13 protein-coding genes are annotated in these 16,027 nt (G+C 51.0%); 2 read left to right on the top strand and 11 right to left on the bottom strand.

Annotated elements, in window-relative coordinates; translation table 11 throughout:
• Positions 1-10: 10 nt before the first annotated feature.
• From wcaE to wza, 8 genes are all read right to left on the bottom strand, one after another.
• Positions 11-757: a colanic acid biosynthesis glycosyltransferase WcaE gene (gene wcaE, locus AABJ99_RS09010; protein ID WP_039020588.1), complete on the bottom strand. Its 747-nt coding sequence runs from the start codon at positions 755-757 to the stop codon at positions 11-13.
• Between the two features lie 126 nt (positions 758-883).
• Positions 884-2,104 (bottom strand): colanic acid polymerase WcaD, encoded by a 1,221-nt coding sequence (wcaD, locus tag AABJ99_RS09005; RefSeq protein WP_032303322.1) that lies wholly within the window; start codon positions 2,102-2,104, stop codon positions 884-886.
• A complete protein-coding gene (gene wcaC / locus AABJ99_RS09000; protein ID WP_001023914.1) occupies positions 2,079-3,296 on the bottom strand; it encodes a colanic acid biosynthesis glycosyltransferase WcaC in 1,218 nt (405 codons plus the stop codon). The genes wcaD and wcaC overlap by 26 nt, the downstream gene beginning before the upstream one ends.
• The gene (wcaB, locus tag AABJ99_RS08995) at positions 3,293-3,781 is read right to left on the bottom strand and encodes a colanic acid biosynthesis acetyltransferase WcaB (protein WP_039020587.1); all 489 of its coding nucleotides are present in this window, start codon (positions 3,779-3,781) and stop codon (positions 3,293-3,295) included. Before wcaB ends, wcaC begins: the two co-directional genes overlap by 4 nt.
• A 2-nt stretch (positions 3,782-3,783) precedes the next feature.
• Positions 3,784-4,623, bottom strand: a complete 840-nt coding sequence (wcaA, locus tag AABJ99_RS08990) for a colanic acid biosynthesis glycosyltransferase WcaA (protein WP_000654512.1) — start codon at positions 4,621-4,623, stop codon at positions 3,784-3,786.
• 177 nt (positions 4,624-4,800) lie between these two features.
• Positions 4,801-6,963 carry a tyrosine-protein kinase Wzc gene (gene wzc, locus AABJ99_RS08985; RefSeq protein WP_039020586.1) on the bottom strand — a complete coding sequence of 721 codons (2,163 nt, stop codon included), beginning with the start codon at positions 6,961-6,963 and terminating at the stop codon, positions 4,801-4,803.
• Between the two features lie 2 nt (positions 6,964-6,965).
• Positions 6,966-7,409 (bottom strand): low molecular weight protein-tyrosine-phosphatase Wzb, encoded by a 444-nt coding sequence (wzb, locus tag AABJ99_RS08980; RefSeq protein WP_000482918.1) that lies wholly within the window; start codon positions 7,407-7,409, stop codon positions 6,966-6,968.
• 5 nt (positions 7,410-7,414) lie between these two features.
• The gene (gene wza / locus AABJ99_RS08975; protein ID WP_000978094.1) at positions 7,415-8,554 is read right to left on the bottom strand and encodes a polysaccharide export protein Wza; all 1,140 of its coding nucleotides are present in this window, start codon (positions 8,552-8,554) and stop codon (positions 7,415-7,417) included.
• Between the two features lie 658 nt (positions 8,555-9,212).
• On the opposite strand from wza, the gene yegH reads away from it, so the two are divergent.
• Complete coding sequence (yegH, locus tag AABJ99_RS08970) at positions 9,213-10,796, top strand: TerC family protein (RefSeq protein WP_001366304.1); 1,584 nt, start codon at positions 9,213-9,215, stop codon at positions 10,794-10,796.
• A gap of 627 nt (positions 10,797-11,423) precedes the next feature.
• On the top strand, positions 11,424-12,404 hold the full coding sequence (locus AABJ99_RS08965) for an IS110-like element IS621 family transposase (RefSeq protein ID WP_000399629.1): 981 nt from the start codon (positions 11,424-11,426) through the stop codon (positions 12,402-12,404).
• A gap of 130 nt (positions 12,405-12,534) precedes the next feature.
• On the opposite strand, the gene asmA is transcribed toward AABJ99_RS08965, so the two are convergent.
• The 3 genes from asmA to udk form a co-directional block, all read right to left on the bottom strand.
• A complete protein-coding gene (gene asmA, locus AABJ99_RS08960; protein ID WP_032184537.1) occupies positions 12,535-14,388 on the bottom strand; it encodes an outer membrane assembly protein AsmA in 1,854 nt (617 codons plus the stop codon).
• Positions 14,389-14,409: 21 nt separating this feature from the next.
• The gene (dcd, locus tag AABJ99_RS08955) at positions 14,410-14,991 is read right to left on the bottom strand and encodes a dCTP deaminase (RefSeq protein WP_001234777.1); all 582 of its coding nucleotides are present in this window, start codon (positions 14,989-14,991) and stop codon (positions 14,410-14,412) included.
• Between the two features lie 91 nt (positions 14,992-15,082).
• Positions 15,083-15,724 (bottom strand): uridine kinase, encoded by a 642-nt coding sequence (gene udk / locus AABJ99_RS08950; protein ID WP_000132077.1) that lies wholly within the window; start codon positions 15,722-15,724, stop codon positions 15,083-15,085.
• Positions 15,725-16,027 lie beyond the last annotated feature (303 nt).

The following is a 16,027-nucleotide window of genomic DNA, read 5'->3' as shown; positions in this document are numbered from 1 at the left end:
TTCCTTATATTCAGACTTTGTTATATAAGGCTTTAGTCTTACCCGTCGTGCGCTGGCGTAAATGCCAGGATAATTCAGCCCAGAAGCCAGGTACATGTAATATTTGCCGTTGGACTTTTTTCGCGTCAGCACACAATTCCATATTATTGGTGGTAGATACCCCACCCATAGAAAATTCAGACACCAGGCCATTGAGATTTTTAAATGCATAACCGGCTTTATACATTTTGGCCGCCAGCGCATAATCGGAAGAAACTTTATATTCCAGGTCATAACGCCATTTTTTCAAACCGGATACCGGAAAAAATATCGCCTGATGGCTGGCGGGCAGGCTGTGATAAATATACCAACCCGGTTTAGCGCGACGTTTAATTTTATGCCCGTCGCCAAAATCCAGCAGTGCATCGCCGGTGATCATCACGTTATCTTTTTGCATTTTTAATCTACGGACAAAATTTGCGGCATCCTGATGAAAAATATCGCCCGAGTTGAGAAACAGCGCAAACTTGCCTTGTGCCATCGCAATGCCTTTGTTCATGGCGTCGTAGATGCCCTTATCTGGTTCACTGACAAAGCGTAGGTTATAGATACCATTGAGATTTTCCAGATACTCACGGGTGCCGTCATTGGAACCGCCATCGACAACAATCCATTCGAAGCTGATATCGTCAGCCTGCGCCAGATGCGCCAGCGAGGCGTGTGTTTTGACTATCCCTTCGAGGTTACGAAACGCAACGGTGATTATGCTAAGCAACATGTTCTTACCTCGTAATACCCGTCATACTTCAAGCTGCATGTGCGTTGGTTTTCCTCGCTCACCCCAGTCACGTACTCGTGTACGCTCCTGGGGATTCGCTGCGTCACCCACTTCCTGCAACTCGAATTATTTAGGGTGTATATTTAACGCTTTTCGCAAAATAAATGGACAGACGATTAAAAATGCATATTCCGGGCTAAATATCGAACCGGTAAAAAACAGCGACACCGGAGTAAAAAGATAGAGCTGCACACGAAAATTGCGATTATCACCAAAAGCGTTGATCATCATTTTTATCACTTTCCCCATGTACCACAGTGATAAAAGCACTGCGAACCAGGAAAAATAAATAATCAGCAGATACAAACCATTGTCTATGGTTTTTCCGACATCCGCACCGTTAAATATTCCGAATGATGCGACATATTCATAAAGTGAGCCAAATCTGACTACACCGTCAATATGGCTCAAAGAATAACCGACCATCACCAGTGGACCGACAATACGATAATACGATGACGATCCTTCCGTACCTAAATCGCCCAAGCGGGTGGAAATATAAGGAAACGCGATTACCACACCAACCAGGAATACAGCCAGAGAAATCAATGCTAACGGTAACTTTTTCTTAATCGCCTCTTTGTTCAGATATTGAAACGCCCACTCCAACAAATAAAACAGGATAAAGGTCATAACCCCTGAAAACGATCCGGATAATATTATCCCTGCGAGAATCATAGCATCGGTTTTAGGCGTTTTGATACCAAACTGTTTGATGCTGAGCCAAATTGAGATTAATGCCAGAGCGAAAAATGCCGGTTCGAAATAAAGTGCTGTCGTGCGCTTGCCGCCGAATTTAATGAAATTCAGCACATAACTGTTGCTGTAAATCAGATATTTCGAAATCGACTCCATAATACTGCTGCCGCCAGTGAGGATAATTTGCGCCATCTCCACCGCCGCCAGCGCCACCACCAGCCCCACCACCAGATAAAAGAAACGTAATATCTTGCGATAGTTGTGTGGCGAAATTGTTTTAAAACGAATACTCCACACCATGCCAATAATGATCACAATATAGACAAACAGCATAGTTGAAGTGACGTATTTACTGGCATCCAGCGACTGACCAAACAGGTAGTTAAACGCCGTGAGTCCCGCACCAATCCCTAAGGCAATCATCAATTTTTTAACGCTGATGCGCTCTAAAAACAGCAGTAACAAGACAGGTAAAAAAGTGACGATGGTGATGGGGAAACTTTCGCCAAGCTGGGCGATTTTGACGTTAACCAGCAGGTAGATCAGCGGCAGCAGCAGGTAGCTACAGATTCTGATAGAAGTTGACATACTCCTCCAGCATCTGTTGTCCACTGTAGGCGGCGCGGCTGCGCTGGCTGAACCCGGCCAACGTGGTACCAAATATCGCCTGCGCGATTTCCGGTTTGCTTAACTGCACCAGTTGCAGCACCTCTTCTTCGCTGACGGTTTTACCGCCGGATTTTTGCAACACTTCCCGCGCCGCATCGCTATGGGTGGCGATCACCGGCACACCAATCGATAGCGCCTCACACAAAATCAGCGGGTAGTTATCGACGCGAGAACTGAATACCAGCGCATCCATCTGATTGAGCGCGCTCATCAACTTGCGCTTGTCAGTTTCAAAGCCGTGATTAACCACGTTACCAGCGGTGAACGGCGAAAACTTACCAAAGGTATGCAGTTCTATTTTGTCACCCAGCGCCATCATCTCGCGCACCAGTTGCTGGTTAGTTTTGCCGTCGTAACGCAGGTCATGCGCCACCACCGCGATTTTCGGCTTACCCTGGGTTTCGCGCACCGGAGGCAGGTCCGCCAGAATCGCTTCGGTTGCCATATCAATGCCATTATTGATAATCCGGCAACGCCCTGGACCGTACAGGCTATTGAAAGCATCAGCCACATGCTGGCTGGGGGAAATAAACTGACAGCCCAGCGCCAGCATCTCGCGGAATAACTGGCGTTTGCCCGCCACCAGCTGGTGTGCGCGATCAATCTTCACCGGCGGATAGTTATTTAAGGTCGGGCATTTCTGGCAGCCCGTTTTCCAGCCTTCGCAACCGTCGGTAAAAGCACAGCGTCCGGTAACGCTCCAGTGATCGTGCAGTGTCCAGACCAAAGTGACATCCGGTTTGTGGTTTTTCACCTTTTCGCAAAAGCGCACCACGCTCTTAAGATTCAACCAGTAGCTGTGCAGCACATGAAAATGCAGGACTACCGGTCCCGGTGTGCGAGTAATGGTGCGATATAACTCATTGAAATTGCCGAACAGATCGCGATTAAACAGACGAAACAGGGCAATGTTCGCCATCGCGGTCATCCGCGGCGTATGTTTGATGACCTGCGGATAGTTCTGATGGCTGACGCTCTCTTTGCCGCCTTTGCCGTAGCCGTAGACAAAATGTGACGCCAGCCCCTGTTGCAGCGCGCGCTGGTGGAGATCTAACGCCACACCTGCCGCCCCGCCTTCCGCCAGTCGCACATTAAATTGCAGAATATTCATTTAATTACCTTCACTCGCGCTTTTTCTCCCACCACCAGCGCGTTGTCCGGGATTGCGTCGAGCACCACGCTGCCCGCCCCCACGGTAACGTTGTTACCAATCGTGATATCGCCGAGAATAATGACGTTGGCACCAAGCTCGACGCCGTTGCCAATGTGTGGACATGCCATGTTATCGGCACCACGATTGCCGATAGTGACGCCGTGGCGAATGGTGAAATCATCCCCCGCGACCACGTTTTTATTGATCACTACGGCATAGCCGTGATGGATAGTAAAGCGTCGGCCAATGGTCGCGGCGGCCTGGATTTCATAACCGAAAAAGCATTCGGTGATAATGCGATACAACACCAGCAGCGGGGCCGCCCACAGATTGTTGAGGAGGTTCTTTTTGCGCCACACTGAACAAAAATGAGCAACGCGATAGGCAAGAACCATGCAGCACGGGCGTAAACTCCAGCTGTTGGCGCGCAGATCTTCCAGCATCTTTAGCGCCCCCGAATTCCATCAGCCAGACGTTTGCCGTTACGCACCGACAGCAGCGTCAACAAGGTGCGCCAGGTCATGCGTTTATTGCGGATCTGGTAGAGGGTAAACAACTGATATTTTTTGCTGGCGCGGTCGAATTTGTCTTTGTGCTTACGATAAAAGTGGAAGTACCCGGAGAATTTTTTCGGTGACGAGGTGATCTGCATTTCGCCGTGATTGATATGCAGGATCTGCGTCGCCTCTTCCACTTTCCACGGTTCGCCGTACTCCACCACCATTCGCAGGAAGATGTCGTAATCCTGTGCCGCTTTCAGTTCGGTATCGAACAAGCACTCTTTGAAACGCCACGCCCAGCTAAACACCTGATTACCAATGATATTGCGTTTGTAGAACAGGCGGCGTGAATACGGCGATTTGGGATACAGCGGCAAGCTTGCCGGTTGGGAATAGACTTCGCCCTGGCAAACGTAGTCGTTAGCGTACAAAAAGGCGTGTGTGACCAGTTGCTGTTTATGGGCGAGGAAGACGCTCAGGCGGTTGGGTGTCCATTCATCGTCGTCATCGATCCCGGTGATGTATTCCCCTTGTGCCAGCATAATCGCCTGGTTACGTACCGCGCACGCCCCGCTGTTAATGTCGTTGTGAATGTACGTAATGCGCGAATCGTTGAGGGCGGTGACGTACTGTTGCAACTGTTCCCAGGAGGTGGAGCAATCATCCACGATAATCATCTCCCAGTTGCTGTAGTCCTGGCGCAGGACCGATTTTATCGCCCGAATCGCCAGTTGTTGGCGGTTCCAGGTCGGCATATAGATTGAGATCAGCGGATTGTCTTTCATAGGTTGTTCTCCCGGAGTATCGAGATGTTCTGCCGGTTTATAAGCTGGTTTACAGGTTCTGTTGCCGGATGCGGCGTGAATGCCTTATCCGGCCTACGGAGCGGGTTTGCTTGCCTGATGCGGCGTGAACGTAGGTCGGATAAGATGCGTCAGCATCGCATCCGACAGCGGATCTCGTTATTTCGCGTCCGACTTATATTCGTATTCGTAATAGCCATAATCCTGATACGCGCTGGCGCGGCGGAAGATGGAGTTCAGAATCACCCCTTTCACCGGAATTCCGTTTTGCTCAAAGCGGCTCAGACTGGTTTCCACTTCTTTCAAGGTGTTGACCGCATAACGCGCCACCATTAATGTGGTTCCGACATGACGACCAACAATTGCCGCATCGGTCACTGCCAGAATCGGCGGCGTATCAATTAACACCAGGTCGTAGTTTTTACTCGCCCAGTTCACCAGTTCCGCAAAGCGTTCGCTCATCAACAGTTCAGAAGGATTTGGCGGCACCTGGCCGCGCGGGATCAGGTCAAATTTGGCAATCGAAGTGGGTTTAGCAGCGGTAGTAATGTCGCCCTGACCAATCAGAATTTCCGACAGGCCATTGACATTATTGGTGCCCAACAGCTCGTGGGTGTAGCCTTTGCGCATATCACAGTCGATCAACAACACCCGTTTATTGGTCTGGCTAATGACCGCCGCCAGGTTAGCGCAGACAAAGGTTTTACCGATTGACGGGCTAACCCCGGTCATCATCAACACATTGTTCTGCGCCTGCATCATCGCGAAGTGCAAACTGGTACGCAGACTACGGATGGCTTCAATCGCCAGATCGGTTGGATTCCCCACAGCCAGTAGCTGGCTCTGTTTATAGCGTTTAACCCCTTTGATGGTTTTGACGCTATCGCGCGCTTTTTGCCATTCCGACAGCGGGATGCTGGCATAGACGCTGATGCCGTGTTCTTCCAGCACCTGCGGGCTTTCAATGCCGCGATTGAACAACGAGCGCAGCAGCACACCCACGATAGAAAGCATCAGGCCGAGGATGATTGCGCCGAGAATAATCAGCCCTTTCTTCGGTTTCAGCACGCCAGGCTGGGTGATTGCCGGGTCAACAATACGCACATCGCCGACGGTGCTGGCCTCGGTAATTTTCAGCTCCTGCTCTTTATTCAACAGTTGCATATAGACCTGCTGCCCAGACTCGACATCGCGCGTCAGACGCACAATCTCCTGCTGGGTTTTCGGCATCGCCGTTACGCGACCGTTAAGTTTGGCCTTCTCTTCTTCCAGCGCCTGACGTTTCTCCAGCAGCGTGCGGTACGCCGGGTGAACTTTGGTGTACAGCTTGGAGATTTCCGCCTCTTTAAAGGTCAGTTCGTTCAGCTGCGCGTCGATGTTCACCATTGAATCAAGCACCGCTTTCGCTTCCAGCGGAAGATCAACAGAATCTTTATCCTGACGGAAGGCATTCAGTTTGTTTTCGGCAACATCAAGGCGGCTACGTACTTCCGGTAACTGTTGCGCGAGGAAAGCGAGGCTTTTCGACGCTTCCGCCGATTTGCGCTCAATATTTTGTTCCTGATAGTTACGGGCGATACTGTTAAGAATGTCGCGGATCTGTTCGCGATCTTCACCGGTATAAGTCAGGCTTAGTACGCCAGCGTCTTTGCCATTCTCTGTTACCGTCAGGCTGTTTTGCAGTTGATTGATCATCCCCAGCGTTGAGTATTTAGTGACGGTAAACTCACTGCCCGGGCTGGCGTGAATGGCTTCAACCATCAGCGTGACGCCTTCTTTTTTCAGCATCTGACCCGCTTGCCCACGAGCGCTAAAGCCGCCGTCGCTGCTCAAAGTGTAGTTTTTATCGTCCAGCACATTAAGCGTAAACACCTGATCCACCATCTCTTTTGGTCGGTTAAAGGTGGTCACTTTTACGGTCTCGTTCTGACGTCCCATCAGGCGATCCCAGCCCGCACCGAAAATCGGGAACGTGTTTTTGCTCACCGCAATATCGAGGTCGAGATCGTCCACCGTTTTACCGAGCACCAGACGCGAGCGAATCAACTGGATCTCAGCGTCCGATGCTGGCGGCTTGTTGGCTAACGCAGAGCCGATATCCTGCACTAACGAATTGCCGCTGCTTTGCTCGATTTGTACCAGTGCGTCGGCGCTGTATATCGGCGTAGCGAAGAAGGTGTAAATCACGGCACAGAGGGCGAATACGGCGGTGATGCCAATTACCCACCAGCGCGCTTCAATGACGGTGCCGACCAGGCGACCAATATCGATTTCATCACTGCCCGTTACCGGAGCGGCATGTTGTTTTACTTTTTCTGTCATTGTTATACCTGCTCTGCGTTCAATGCCTGCGCCCACTGGCGGGCAGACCGTTCAAGTAATGTGTACACCGCTGCAAACGTTTCCCGGCTTTTGCGATACGGATCGGGGATTTCACATTCGTTATCCCAGTGACCAAACAGCATCACTTTGCCGCGCATCTCAGGTGCCATCTCGCATAAGCGTTCGATATGGCGCTTTTCCATGGTCAAAATCAGGTCGTAGTTGCGACACAGGCTGCGGCTGATTTGACGGGCACAGTGACCTTCCAGAGACAGTTGATGTTCTGCAGCAACACTGATGGCAGTAGGATCAGCCCCTTTACCGACCAGTGCGCCGAGACCAGCGGATTCTACTTTCAGCTCAGGGTGATAACGTTGCAGTAAGCGTTCCGCCGTCGGGGAACGGCAAATATTGCCGACACAGACAACTAAGATGTTGTTAAACATGACGATTACCAGTTATGAATGTCGCTGGCTGTATCCGTCATGTAACGGACACCGCTAATAGTTGGCAGCAACTGATTGATCAGACGGTTCCAGCGGGAAACCGGGGCGGTGGTGACATACACCACGTCATAAGGCTGCAGGCGGAATTCTGTCGCCATCACCAGCGACGTGGCATCGGACATATCCAGTTGGTAGATATTGGCGATCTTGCCGTTACGCCCGCCCTCGCCTTTCAGCGGACGAATGACAAAGATGCCGCTGGCGTTGGAGGTGGTCATGTCGATACCTTCGGCATTGCCCAGGGCTTCAGTCAAGGTCATGCCGCTAAAGTCCATTTTCAGGGTGCTCTGTTTCTTCACTTCACCCATCACAAATACTTTCAGATCATCATTACGCGGCACGTAGAGGATATCGCCGGGGTAAAGCAGTCGATTCTGATTGAGGTCACCGTTTTGCATCAGCGCCTGCAAAGAAATGCGTTCTTCACGACCATTGTGTGTTAGCACCACGTTGCGCCAGTCAGCGGTGTCGGTCAGGCCACCTGCGGCGTTAATGGCGTCGAGAATGGTCAATGGTACGTTGGTGATCGCCTGTTGACCGGATTTATTCACCTGACCTGAGATATACGCTTTTTGCGAGCGGAAGGCGGCGATATTAACGTCCACCTGCGGGTCAGCGATGTACGTCGCTAAGCGCCCGGTAATATCACTGCGGATTTCAGCGAGCGTTTTCCCCACTACGTGAACCTTGCCGATATACGGGTAGAACATGGTGCCGTCAGGCTGTACCCAGTTGCCGGTGTCGCTGGAGCTGCGGTACTGACCAGCTGGCGTGGTGAGTTCCGGGTGATCCCAGACGGTGACATTAAGAACGTCGCCCGGCCCGACACGATATTGATAATTGGCAATCTCGCTTTCCAGCGTCATATTGGGGCGCGCGACGTTCGGGCGTGGGCGTAATTGATCAATCAGGCGCGGGGTCAGCGGATAAACATTCACCATTTTGTCGAGATCGAAATCAGCATCCTGCTGTTTGATGACGTCTTTACCCATCGTCGACATATTGCTGCCCGGAAGTACTGTGCAACCGCTTATCAAGGTTACTGACACCAATAATGGCATCAATTTCATTTTGGATTTCATCATTGTTTATTTATCACTTTGGCAGAGTAATTATCCTGTGCACTATTAATAGCAATGTCGCCATGCACATTTACCTTGCAGTTAATTGAATAAAAATTTAACTGGCATCAGTCCTAAAAAAATTGATTTCATCCGCAGGCTATTGACAGAATAATTCAGACTGGTCTTTCAGGCGTCCAGACACGCTACCGCCCCTGGCTTTTTAGCTACCAATACACTGATTTAGTTTAGATTTTCCAACTCTTTCATCATGCAGTCGATTATGAAAAAGCGTTATTCCGTGAATTAATTTTCCAGATATAAGGTGGCATTATGGTAATTGAATATTGGCTTCCAATAATGCAGGAGGAAGTGTTACAGCTAACGGAATAGCAGGCAAGGTAACAATTCGGCAATTGGCTATTTTTAAGAATTATATTAAGTGTCAATCAATATGTTTTTTAGGACTTTCTTTAGGTTGACAATAATTAATATAGTGTCTCCATATGCGATATTTCTTAAATAATGTTTTATTATTGCCACTTTTAATTCAGGGATAATGTGAGGTTATAACCCTCAAATTATATGAGATAAATAGTGCTGCAACATTGCATTTTTGCCCCGATTTATCCATGATCGAATTGTGACATTTGTCATACAACGAATAGGTTTTGTACTTACTATGGAATGGATTGCCGATCCGTCTATCTGGGCCGGGTTAATCACGCTGATTGTGATCGAACTGGTCCTCGGCATTGATAACCTGGTCTTTATTGCCATCCTCGCCGAAAAACTACCGCCGAAGCAGCGCGACCGCGCACGGGTTACCGGGCTGCTGCTGGCGATGTTAATGCGCCTGTTACTGCTGGCGTCAATCTCCTGGCTGGTCACCCTGACTCAACCGCTGTTCAGCTTCCGCTCGTTTACCTTTAGTGCCCGCGACTTAATCATGCTGTTTGGTGGTTTCTTCCTGCTGTTCAAAGCCACGATGGAGTTGAACGAACGGCTGGAGGGGAAAGACAGCAATAACCCCACACAACGCAAAGGTGCGAAGTTCTGGGGCGTGGTGACGCAAATTGTGGTGCTGGACGCCATCTTCTCACTTGACTCGGTGATTACCGCCGTCGGGATGGTCGACCATTTACTGGTCATGATGGCCGCCGTGGTTATCGCGATCAGCCTGATGCTGATGGCAAGCAAGCCGTTAACCCAGTTCGTTAATAGCCACCCGACCATCGTCATACTCTGCTTAAGTTTCCTGTTGATGATTGGCTTTAGCCTGGTGGCGGAAGGTTTCGGCTTCGTCATTCCGAAAGGCTACCTGTACGCTGCCATTGGTTTCTCGGTGATGATCGAGGCGCTCAATCAGCTGGCTATCTTTAACCGGCGACGTTTTCTTTCCGCTAACCAGACGCTGCGCCAGCGGACTACCGAAGCGGTAATGCGCTTGTTAAGCGGGCAAAAAGAAGATGCGGAACTGGATGCCGAAACCGCGTCCATGCTGGTGGATCATGGTAACCAGCAGATCTTTAATCCGCAGGAACGGCGGATGATTGAGCGGGTACTTAATCTTAACCAGCGTACTGTCAGCAGCATTATGACGTCGCGCCACGATATTGAGCATATCGATCTCAACGCGCCGGAAGAGGAGATCCGCCAGCTGCTGGAGCGAAATCAGCACACGCGTCTGGTCGTTACCGACGGCGATGATGCAGAAGATTTGCTCGGTGTTGTTCACGTTATCGACCTGTTACAACAGTCACTGCGCGGCGAACCGCTCAACCTGCGGGTGTTGATCCGCCAGCCGCTGGTGTTCCCGGAAACTTTACCGTTGTTACCTGCCCTGGAGCAGTTCCGTAATGCCCGCACACACTTTGCTTTTGTGGTGGATGAGTTTGGCTCGGTGGAAGGGATTGTGACATTAAGTGACGTCACTGAAACCATTGCCGGTAACTTACCGAACGAAGTGGAAGAGATCGACGCCCGCCATGATATTCAGAAGAATGCCGACGGTTCCTGGACGGCGAATGGTCATATGCCGCTGGAAGATCTGGTGCAATATGTGCCGCTGCCGCTGGATGAAAAACGTGAATATCACACCATTGCCGGGCTGTTGATGGAATATTTACAGCGTATTCCAAAACCTGGCGAAGAAGTTCAGGTGGGGGATTATTTGCTTAAAACGTTGCAGGTGGAAAGCCATCGCGTGCAGAAGGTGCAGATTATTCCGCTGCATAAGGATGGCGAGATGGAGTACGAGGTGTGATGGCATGTAGGCCTGATAAGACGCGTAAGCGTCGCATCAGGCGTTTCATTCAACCGGGAGAGTATGTGACATTAGAGGCTGTTCCGTTCACTTTATGTTCCTCGCTACTTTGGAACGCTCAAGCCGGTGAACGTGCCAGGGTGGCTCAATCGCCACCACCCTGGCAACCCGGGCTCCCGGCGGTAAATCGCCGCTAGCGCGGTCCCCTCATCTTATTCCTTTCGGCTATCGGGTACGGGCGCGAGGTAACATCCCTGTAAAACGCGCCCTCAGCCCACATCCATGTGGGCTGCCCCGGCCTACAGGAAACGATTCGGCGATTTACAGCCGGACCAACACCCTCGCTGAAGTATCTTACTTATACAGATGATTCATCTTTGCTGAAAGTAATCTACGTGATTGCCTGATGCGACGCTTACGCGTCTTATCAGGCCTTGTATTATCCCTCCTGTGCAGAGAAAATCGGCCAGTTTTCTCTGCCTGCAGTCCGCATGCCGTATCGGGCCTTAGGTTTTCAACCTGTTGCGTAGATTTATGCAGCGGACTGCCTTTCTCCCAAAGTGATAAACCGGACAGTATCATGGACCGGTTTTCCCGGTAATCCGTATTTGCAAGGTTGGTTTCACTATGGAACATGAACTTCATTATATCGGTATCGACACCGCTAAAGAGAAACTGGATGTCGATGTGTTGCGTCCTGATGGTCGTCATCGCACCAAAAAATTCGCTAACACCACTAAAGGGCACGATGAGCTGGTGAGCTGGCTGAAGGGTCACAAGATTGACCATGCGCATATCTGCATCGAAGCGACCGGCACCTATATGGAACCTGTCGCAGAGTGCCTTTACGATGCAGGTTACATAGTGTCAGTCATTAATCCTGCGTTGGGTAAAGCTTTCGCTCAGAGTGAAGGACTGCGTAACAAGACTGATACCGTGGATGCGCGCATGCTGGCAGAGTTCTGTCGTCAGAAGCGCCCTGCAGCCTGGGAAGCGCCTCACCCGCTTGAACGCGCGTTGCGTGCCCTGGTAGTACGCCACCAGGCGCTGACAGATATGCACACGCAGGAACTGAACCGCACTGAAACGGCGCGGGAAGTCCAGAGGCCGAGCATTGATGCTCATCTTCTGTGGCTTGAAGCAGAGCTGAAGCGTCTTGAGAAGCAGATAAAAGACCTGACAGACGATGATCCGGATATGAAACACCGCAGAAAACTGCTGGAAAGTATCCCGGGTATCGGAGAGAAAACATCTGCGGTATTGCTGGCTTATATCGGTCTGAAGGACCGCTTCGCCCATGCCAGACAGTTCGCCGCTTTTGCGGGTCTGACACCACGGCGTTATGAATCAGGCAGTAGTGTGAGAGGGGCAAGCCGGTTGAGTAAAGCCGGACATGTGTCGCTTCGCAGGGCGTTGTATATGCCTGCAATGGTAGCCACCAGTAAGACTGAGTGGGGACGGGCGTTCCGCGACCGTCTGGCGGCTAATGGCAAGAAAGGAAAGGTGATTCTCGGCGCGATGATGCGCAAGCTGGCACAGGTGGCGTATGGCGTGCTGAAGTCAGGGGTCCCGTTCGATGCGTCACGGCATAATCCGGTAGCGGCGTAAAAATCGCGGAAGGGATGAAAAAAACAGCGCCTGACGGCGCTGTGTCTGGCATGCCTGCAATCTGGGAAACCGGGGTAGAAAAAAAATTGCAGGCCATAACAGTATCTACAGCATATGTCATCTGGATGACTTACATCTTCTCCAGCAACTTCTTCACATCTTTGCCATTGCGGGAATCTTTATTCCGCTCGGCCCAGTCATTCAGGCGACGTTTCGCTTCGTCCTGTAGATGTTTGCGTAGCAGCTGGTCCACTTGCAGGCTGTAATTAAGTTGCTGCCAGTTGCCATAAACCCGCAGCGGTACTGGCGTTTCTTTGAGGAAATCAATCAGTTTGCTTTCCCCGTTCCAGCCACCCACGACCCGAATATCAAACTGGGTGTCGCAGGTTTGATCTGCCAAATTCAACATGCCTTCTCCTGTCAGCGCCAGCACAGGCGATTGACCTTGCATGTCGTTTAACGTCACGACGCCATCCTTCAACGTCAAATCGGTGGTAAAGCGGTCAAGACGCGTCACGTTATCGAAGTTTTCAGCGGCCTTCACATCACCACCATTACGCTCTACCGCTTGCTGGATCATCTGCTGGAAGTTCATCCCTTCCATGCGTGTGTCCGTCATTTCGACATGCGCCTGTCCTTGCCAGTTGTGGCGGAATGCGTCGGCATCTATGTCAGCACCGGAGAAATCACCAGCCAGTGACATCTTTCCGGTCAACGAAATCGGATAGTTAAACGCCTTCAGAATGGTGCCAATCTCAACGTTTTCCAGCCGTGGCTGGAAGTTTATCCGCGGATTTGTTGATGTTGCATCCAGCGTGCCCGGCAGTGAAACCTGTCCACCGTTAAGCTTGCCCTGCAGTTGAGTAATTTCCAGCAAACCCGACTTGTTGGTCATTTGCGTGGCAACGTCTGTAAAATTCATTCCGCGCCAGCGCACGTTACTGGCCTGCAACAAAATATCAGCCGTAAAGCCTTGCAATCCCTGATAGGCCGGTTCATCAATACGCGAAGAAATGACCGGGCGCGGCAACGTGGATTGGCTCTGCCCCTGCTGCGCGGCACCGTTTTCACCGTTCGCTGTTTCTTTAAGCGGGATGAGGTTGTCAAGATTCAGTTGCGGGAATTGCAGTCTCAGCTGCCATTCCGGTTTCTCTGTCAGCGTGACCTGTGCTTGCCCGCTCAGCGTACTGTCATTGGCGGTCAAACTAATTTGGTTAAATGAAAGGCGTTTATGTGACTCCTGCCACTGGGCCTGGAAACTCCCCTGCCCCTGAATACCTTGTTTTGGTAAATCGGCACCCTGCAACTGCCAGTTAATTTGTTCAATAGCCGCCGTTAAATCATGCGGATAATCAGAAGCATCTACCGTACCGTTAAGGGATATCGTGAGATCGCGCTGATCGCGATTAACCCGCCCGGAGAACTCAAATGAACCACGATGTTGGGGATCTTGTTCCATTTGCAGGCGGATATTACGGATTGTCACCTGCTCGTCATCTTCATGCTGGAACACCAGCACGCTGTCCGCCACCTTAAGACTGGATATATCAAACGACCATCCGCGATCGTCTGACAGATCCGGCAAGGTATTGTCGCGCGGTGCAACCGGGGCATCTTCGCTGCGTACCGCTTCCGTCTGCGGCGTCAGTTGGATCACTGCCCCTTTTAGCATCACCTGCTTAACGCTCAGTTGATGACTCAGCAGTGGTAAAAGCGCCACGTCCAGACGCATGTTGTCTGCGCGAACCAGTGGCTGGCTCGCGCCCTGGGCAGTGAGAGACATTCGCCCGGAGAGGATACTAAGTTGCGGCCAGACGTGCCAACGCAGTGGCCCGTCGAGCTGCAATTGATAACCGCTACGTGCAGCAACTTGCTTGACCATATAGTCGCGGAAATCATTCGGATTCACCAGCAACACTAACGCAGATAACCCGGCCACCAGCACGACCAGGAGTATCATCAGCGTCGTCAGAAATCGTCTCATGGTATCCTCAATGGGCCTGAATTAGTCTTTATCGATTCGGCTGGCTACCGCGCCCTGCTGGTTGCGATATTTCGCATCTTCACGGCGGTTGTAAGGTCGCGCCGCCGGGCCGGAAAGCGGCTCAAAGCTCAGCGCACCAATTAACATGCCCGGACGCAGCGCCAGCGGCAGCTTACCGGAGTTGTAGAACTCCAGCACAATGCAGCCAGACCAGCCCGGATCGATACGGTGCGCGGTGACGTGCACCATAAGCCCCAGACGCGCCAGTGAGGAACGACCGTCCAGCCATCCCACCAGATCGGCTGGCAGCGTCACCGACTCCAGCGTCACCGCCAGCGCCAGCTCTCCTGGGTGAAGATAAAACGCCTCGCTTTCATCGAGTACGATCTCATCGCTCATCACGCGGTCAAGCGCGGCGCTCACTTCATCTTTGGGACCGCTCAGATCGATAAACGCTGCCGTGTGACCACGGAAGGTACGAAATTTATTGCCCAGGCGCACATCCACCGTCGCGCCATTAATACGCTCCACTGGCGGACGTGGGTTGATCGACAAACGGCCTTCATCAAGCCAGGCTTCAATATCTCGGTCACACAGACGCATGGCATTTTCTCCTTTCGCGCATCACTCCCTTAACGCCAATTACGTCAAGGGCATACCAGGTTATCACTGAACGGTACACAATTTATCAAGCTTATTCAAAGAACTGACTTATTTTCGCTTTCAATATATCGATGGCGATGCGGTTTTTCCCGCCGCGCGGCACGATAATGTCCGCATATTGTTTAGAAGGCTCAATGAATTGCAGGAACATCGGGCGCACAGTTTTTTGATATTGCGCCATCACGGAATCCATTGAACGCCCACGCTCGTTAACATCACGCTTGATGCGGCGCATCAAGCAGATATCCAGCGGGGTATCAACGAAAATTGAGAAGTTAAGTTCATCACGCAAACGCGCATCCGTCAGCAGCAAAATGCCTTCGAGAATGATGACCTTCTTCGGCTCAACCTTTACCGTTTCTTTCATACGCGTATGTTCAACATAGCTGTAAACCGGCAGGTCAATTGCCGAGCCGCGTTTCAATGCTTGTAAATGCTCAAGCAGCAGGCTGTGATCCATCGCGCTGGGATGGTCGTAGTTGGTCTTAACACGTTCTTCCATCGACAGATGGCTTTGATCTTTGTAATAGCAGTCTTCGGGAATTACGCCGATGTGTTCATCACCGACTTGCTCACGTAATTCACGATAAAGGGTACTGGCAATAAGACTCTTGCCGGAAGCCGATGCGCCAGCGATACCGATAATGACGCACTGATGAGACTGATCAGTCATATATTTAGCGACCTGATTAACCTGGATGTTAGGAAGGGGGCGACGAAGCGCCAAACGCGGCAATTATAGGGATTTCATCCGCCTGATACCAGTCGAATAGCGTTGCCGCGCGCTCAGAGTTAATTGTTGACGAATAATTCCCGGTGGCAAATTACGTTGATCAGTTTTATACAAGGTAAAAAATGTTATACGCAGTTGCGCAAATTATCCGCCTTTACGTCACTTTATGAGCAATTCGCATATAAAATGTAAAACTTTTGTACTAGCATAAACACAGAAACGAATACTGGCGACCAGGCCTTG

The sequence above is a fragment of the Escherichia coli genome, assembly GCF_036503815.1.
Lineage (GTDB): Bacteria > Pseudomonadota > Gammaproteobacteria > Enterobacterales > Enterobacteriaceae > Escherichia > Escherichia coli_F.
Note: the sequence above shows the minus strand (reverse complement) of the source record. Positions and strands in the feature narration are given on the sequence as shown.

What these genes read in the sequence shown, in the direction of transcription:
- wcaE (WP_039020588.1), bottom strand. Translation starts at nt 757, where the DNA reads ATGTTGCTTAGCATAATCACCGTTGCGTTTCGTAACCTCGAAGGGATA.
- wcaD (WP_032303322.1), bottom strand. Translation starts at nt 2,104, where the DNA reads ATGTCAACTTCTATCAGAATCTGTAGCTACCTGCTGCTGCCGCTGATC.
- wcaC (WP_001023914.1), bottom strand. Translation starts at nt 3,296, where the DNA reads ATGAATATTCTGCAATTTAATGTGCGACTGGCGGAAGGCGGGGCGGCA.
- wcaB (WP_039020587.1), bottom strand. Translation starts at nt 3,781, where the DNA reads ATGCTGGAAGATCTGCGCGCCAACAGCTGGAGTTTACGCCCGTGCTGC.
- wcaA (WP_000654512.1), bottom strand. Translation starts at nt 4,623, where the DNA reads ATGAAAGACAATCCGCTGATCTCAATCTATATGCCGACCTGGAACCGC.
- wzc (WP_039020586.1), bottom strand. Translation starts at nt 6,963, where the DNA reads ATGACAGAAAAAGTAAAACAACATGCCGCTCCGGTAACGGGCAGTGAT.
- wzb (WP_000482918.1), bottom strand. Translation starts at nt 7,409, where the DNA reads ATGTTTAACAACATCTTAGTTGTCTGTGTCGGCAATATTTGCCGTTCC.
- wza (WP_000978094.1), bottom strand. Translation starts at nt 8,554, where the DNA reads ATGATGAAATCCAAAATGAAATTGATGCCATTATTGGTGTCAGTAACC.
- yegH (WP_001366304.1), top strand. Translation starts at nt 9,213, where the DNA reads ATGGAATGGATTGCCGATCCGTCTATCTGGGCCGGGTTAATCACGCTG.
- AABJ99_RS08965 (WP_000399629.1), top strand. Translation starts at nt 11,424, where the DNA reads ATGGAACATGAACTTCATTATATCGGTATCGACACCGCTAAAGAGAAA.
- asmA (WP_032184537.1), bottom strand. Translation starts at nt 14,388, where the DNA reads ATGAGACGATTTCTGACGACGCTGATGATACTCCTGGTCGTGCTGGTG.
- dcd (WP_001234777.1), bottom strand. Translation starts at nt 14,991, where the DNA reads ATGCGTCTGTGTGACCGAGATATTGAAGCCTGGCTTGATGAAGGCCGT.
- udk (WP_000132077.1), bottom strand. Translation starts at nt 15,724, where the DNA reads ATGACTGATCAGTCTCATCAGTGCGTCATTATCGGTATCGCTGGCGCA.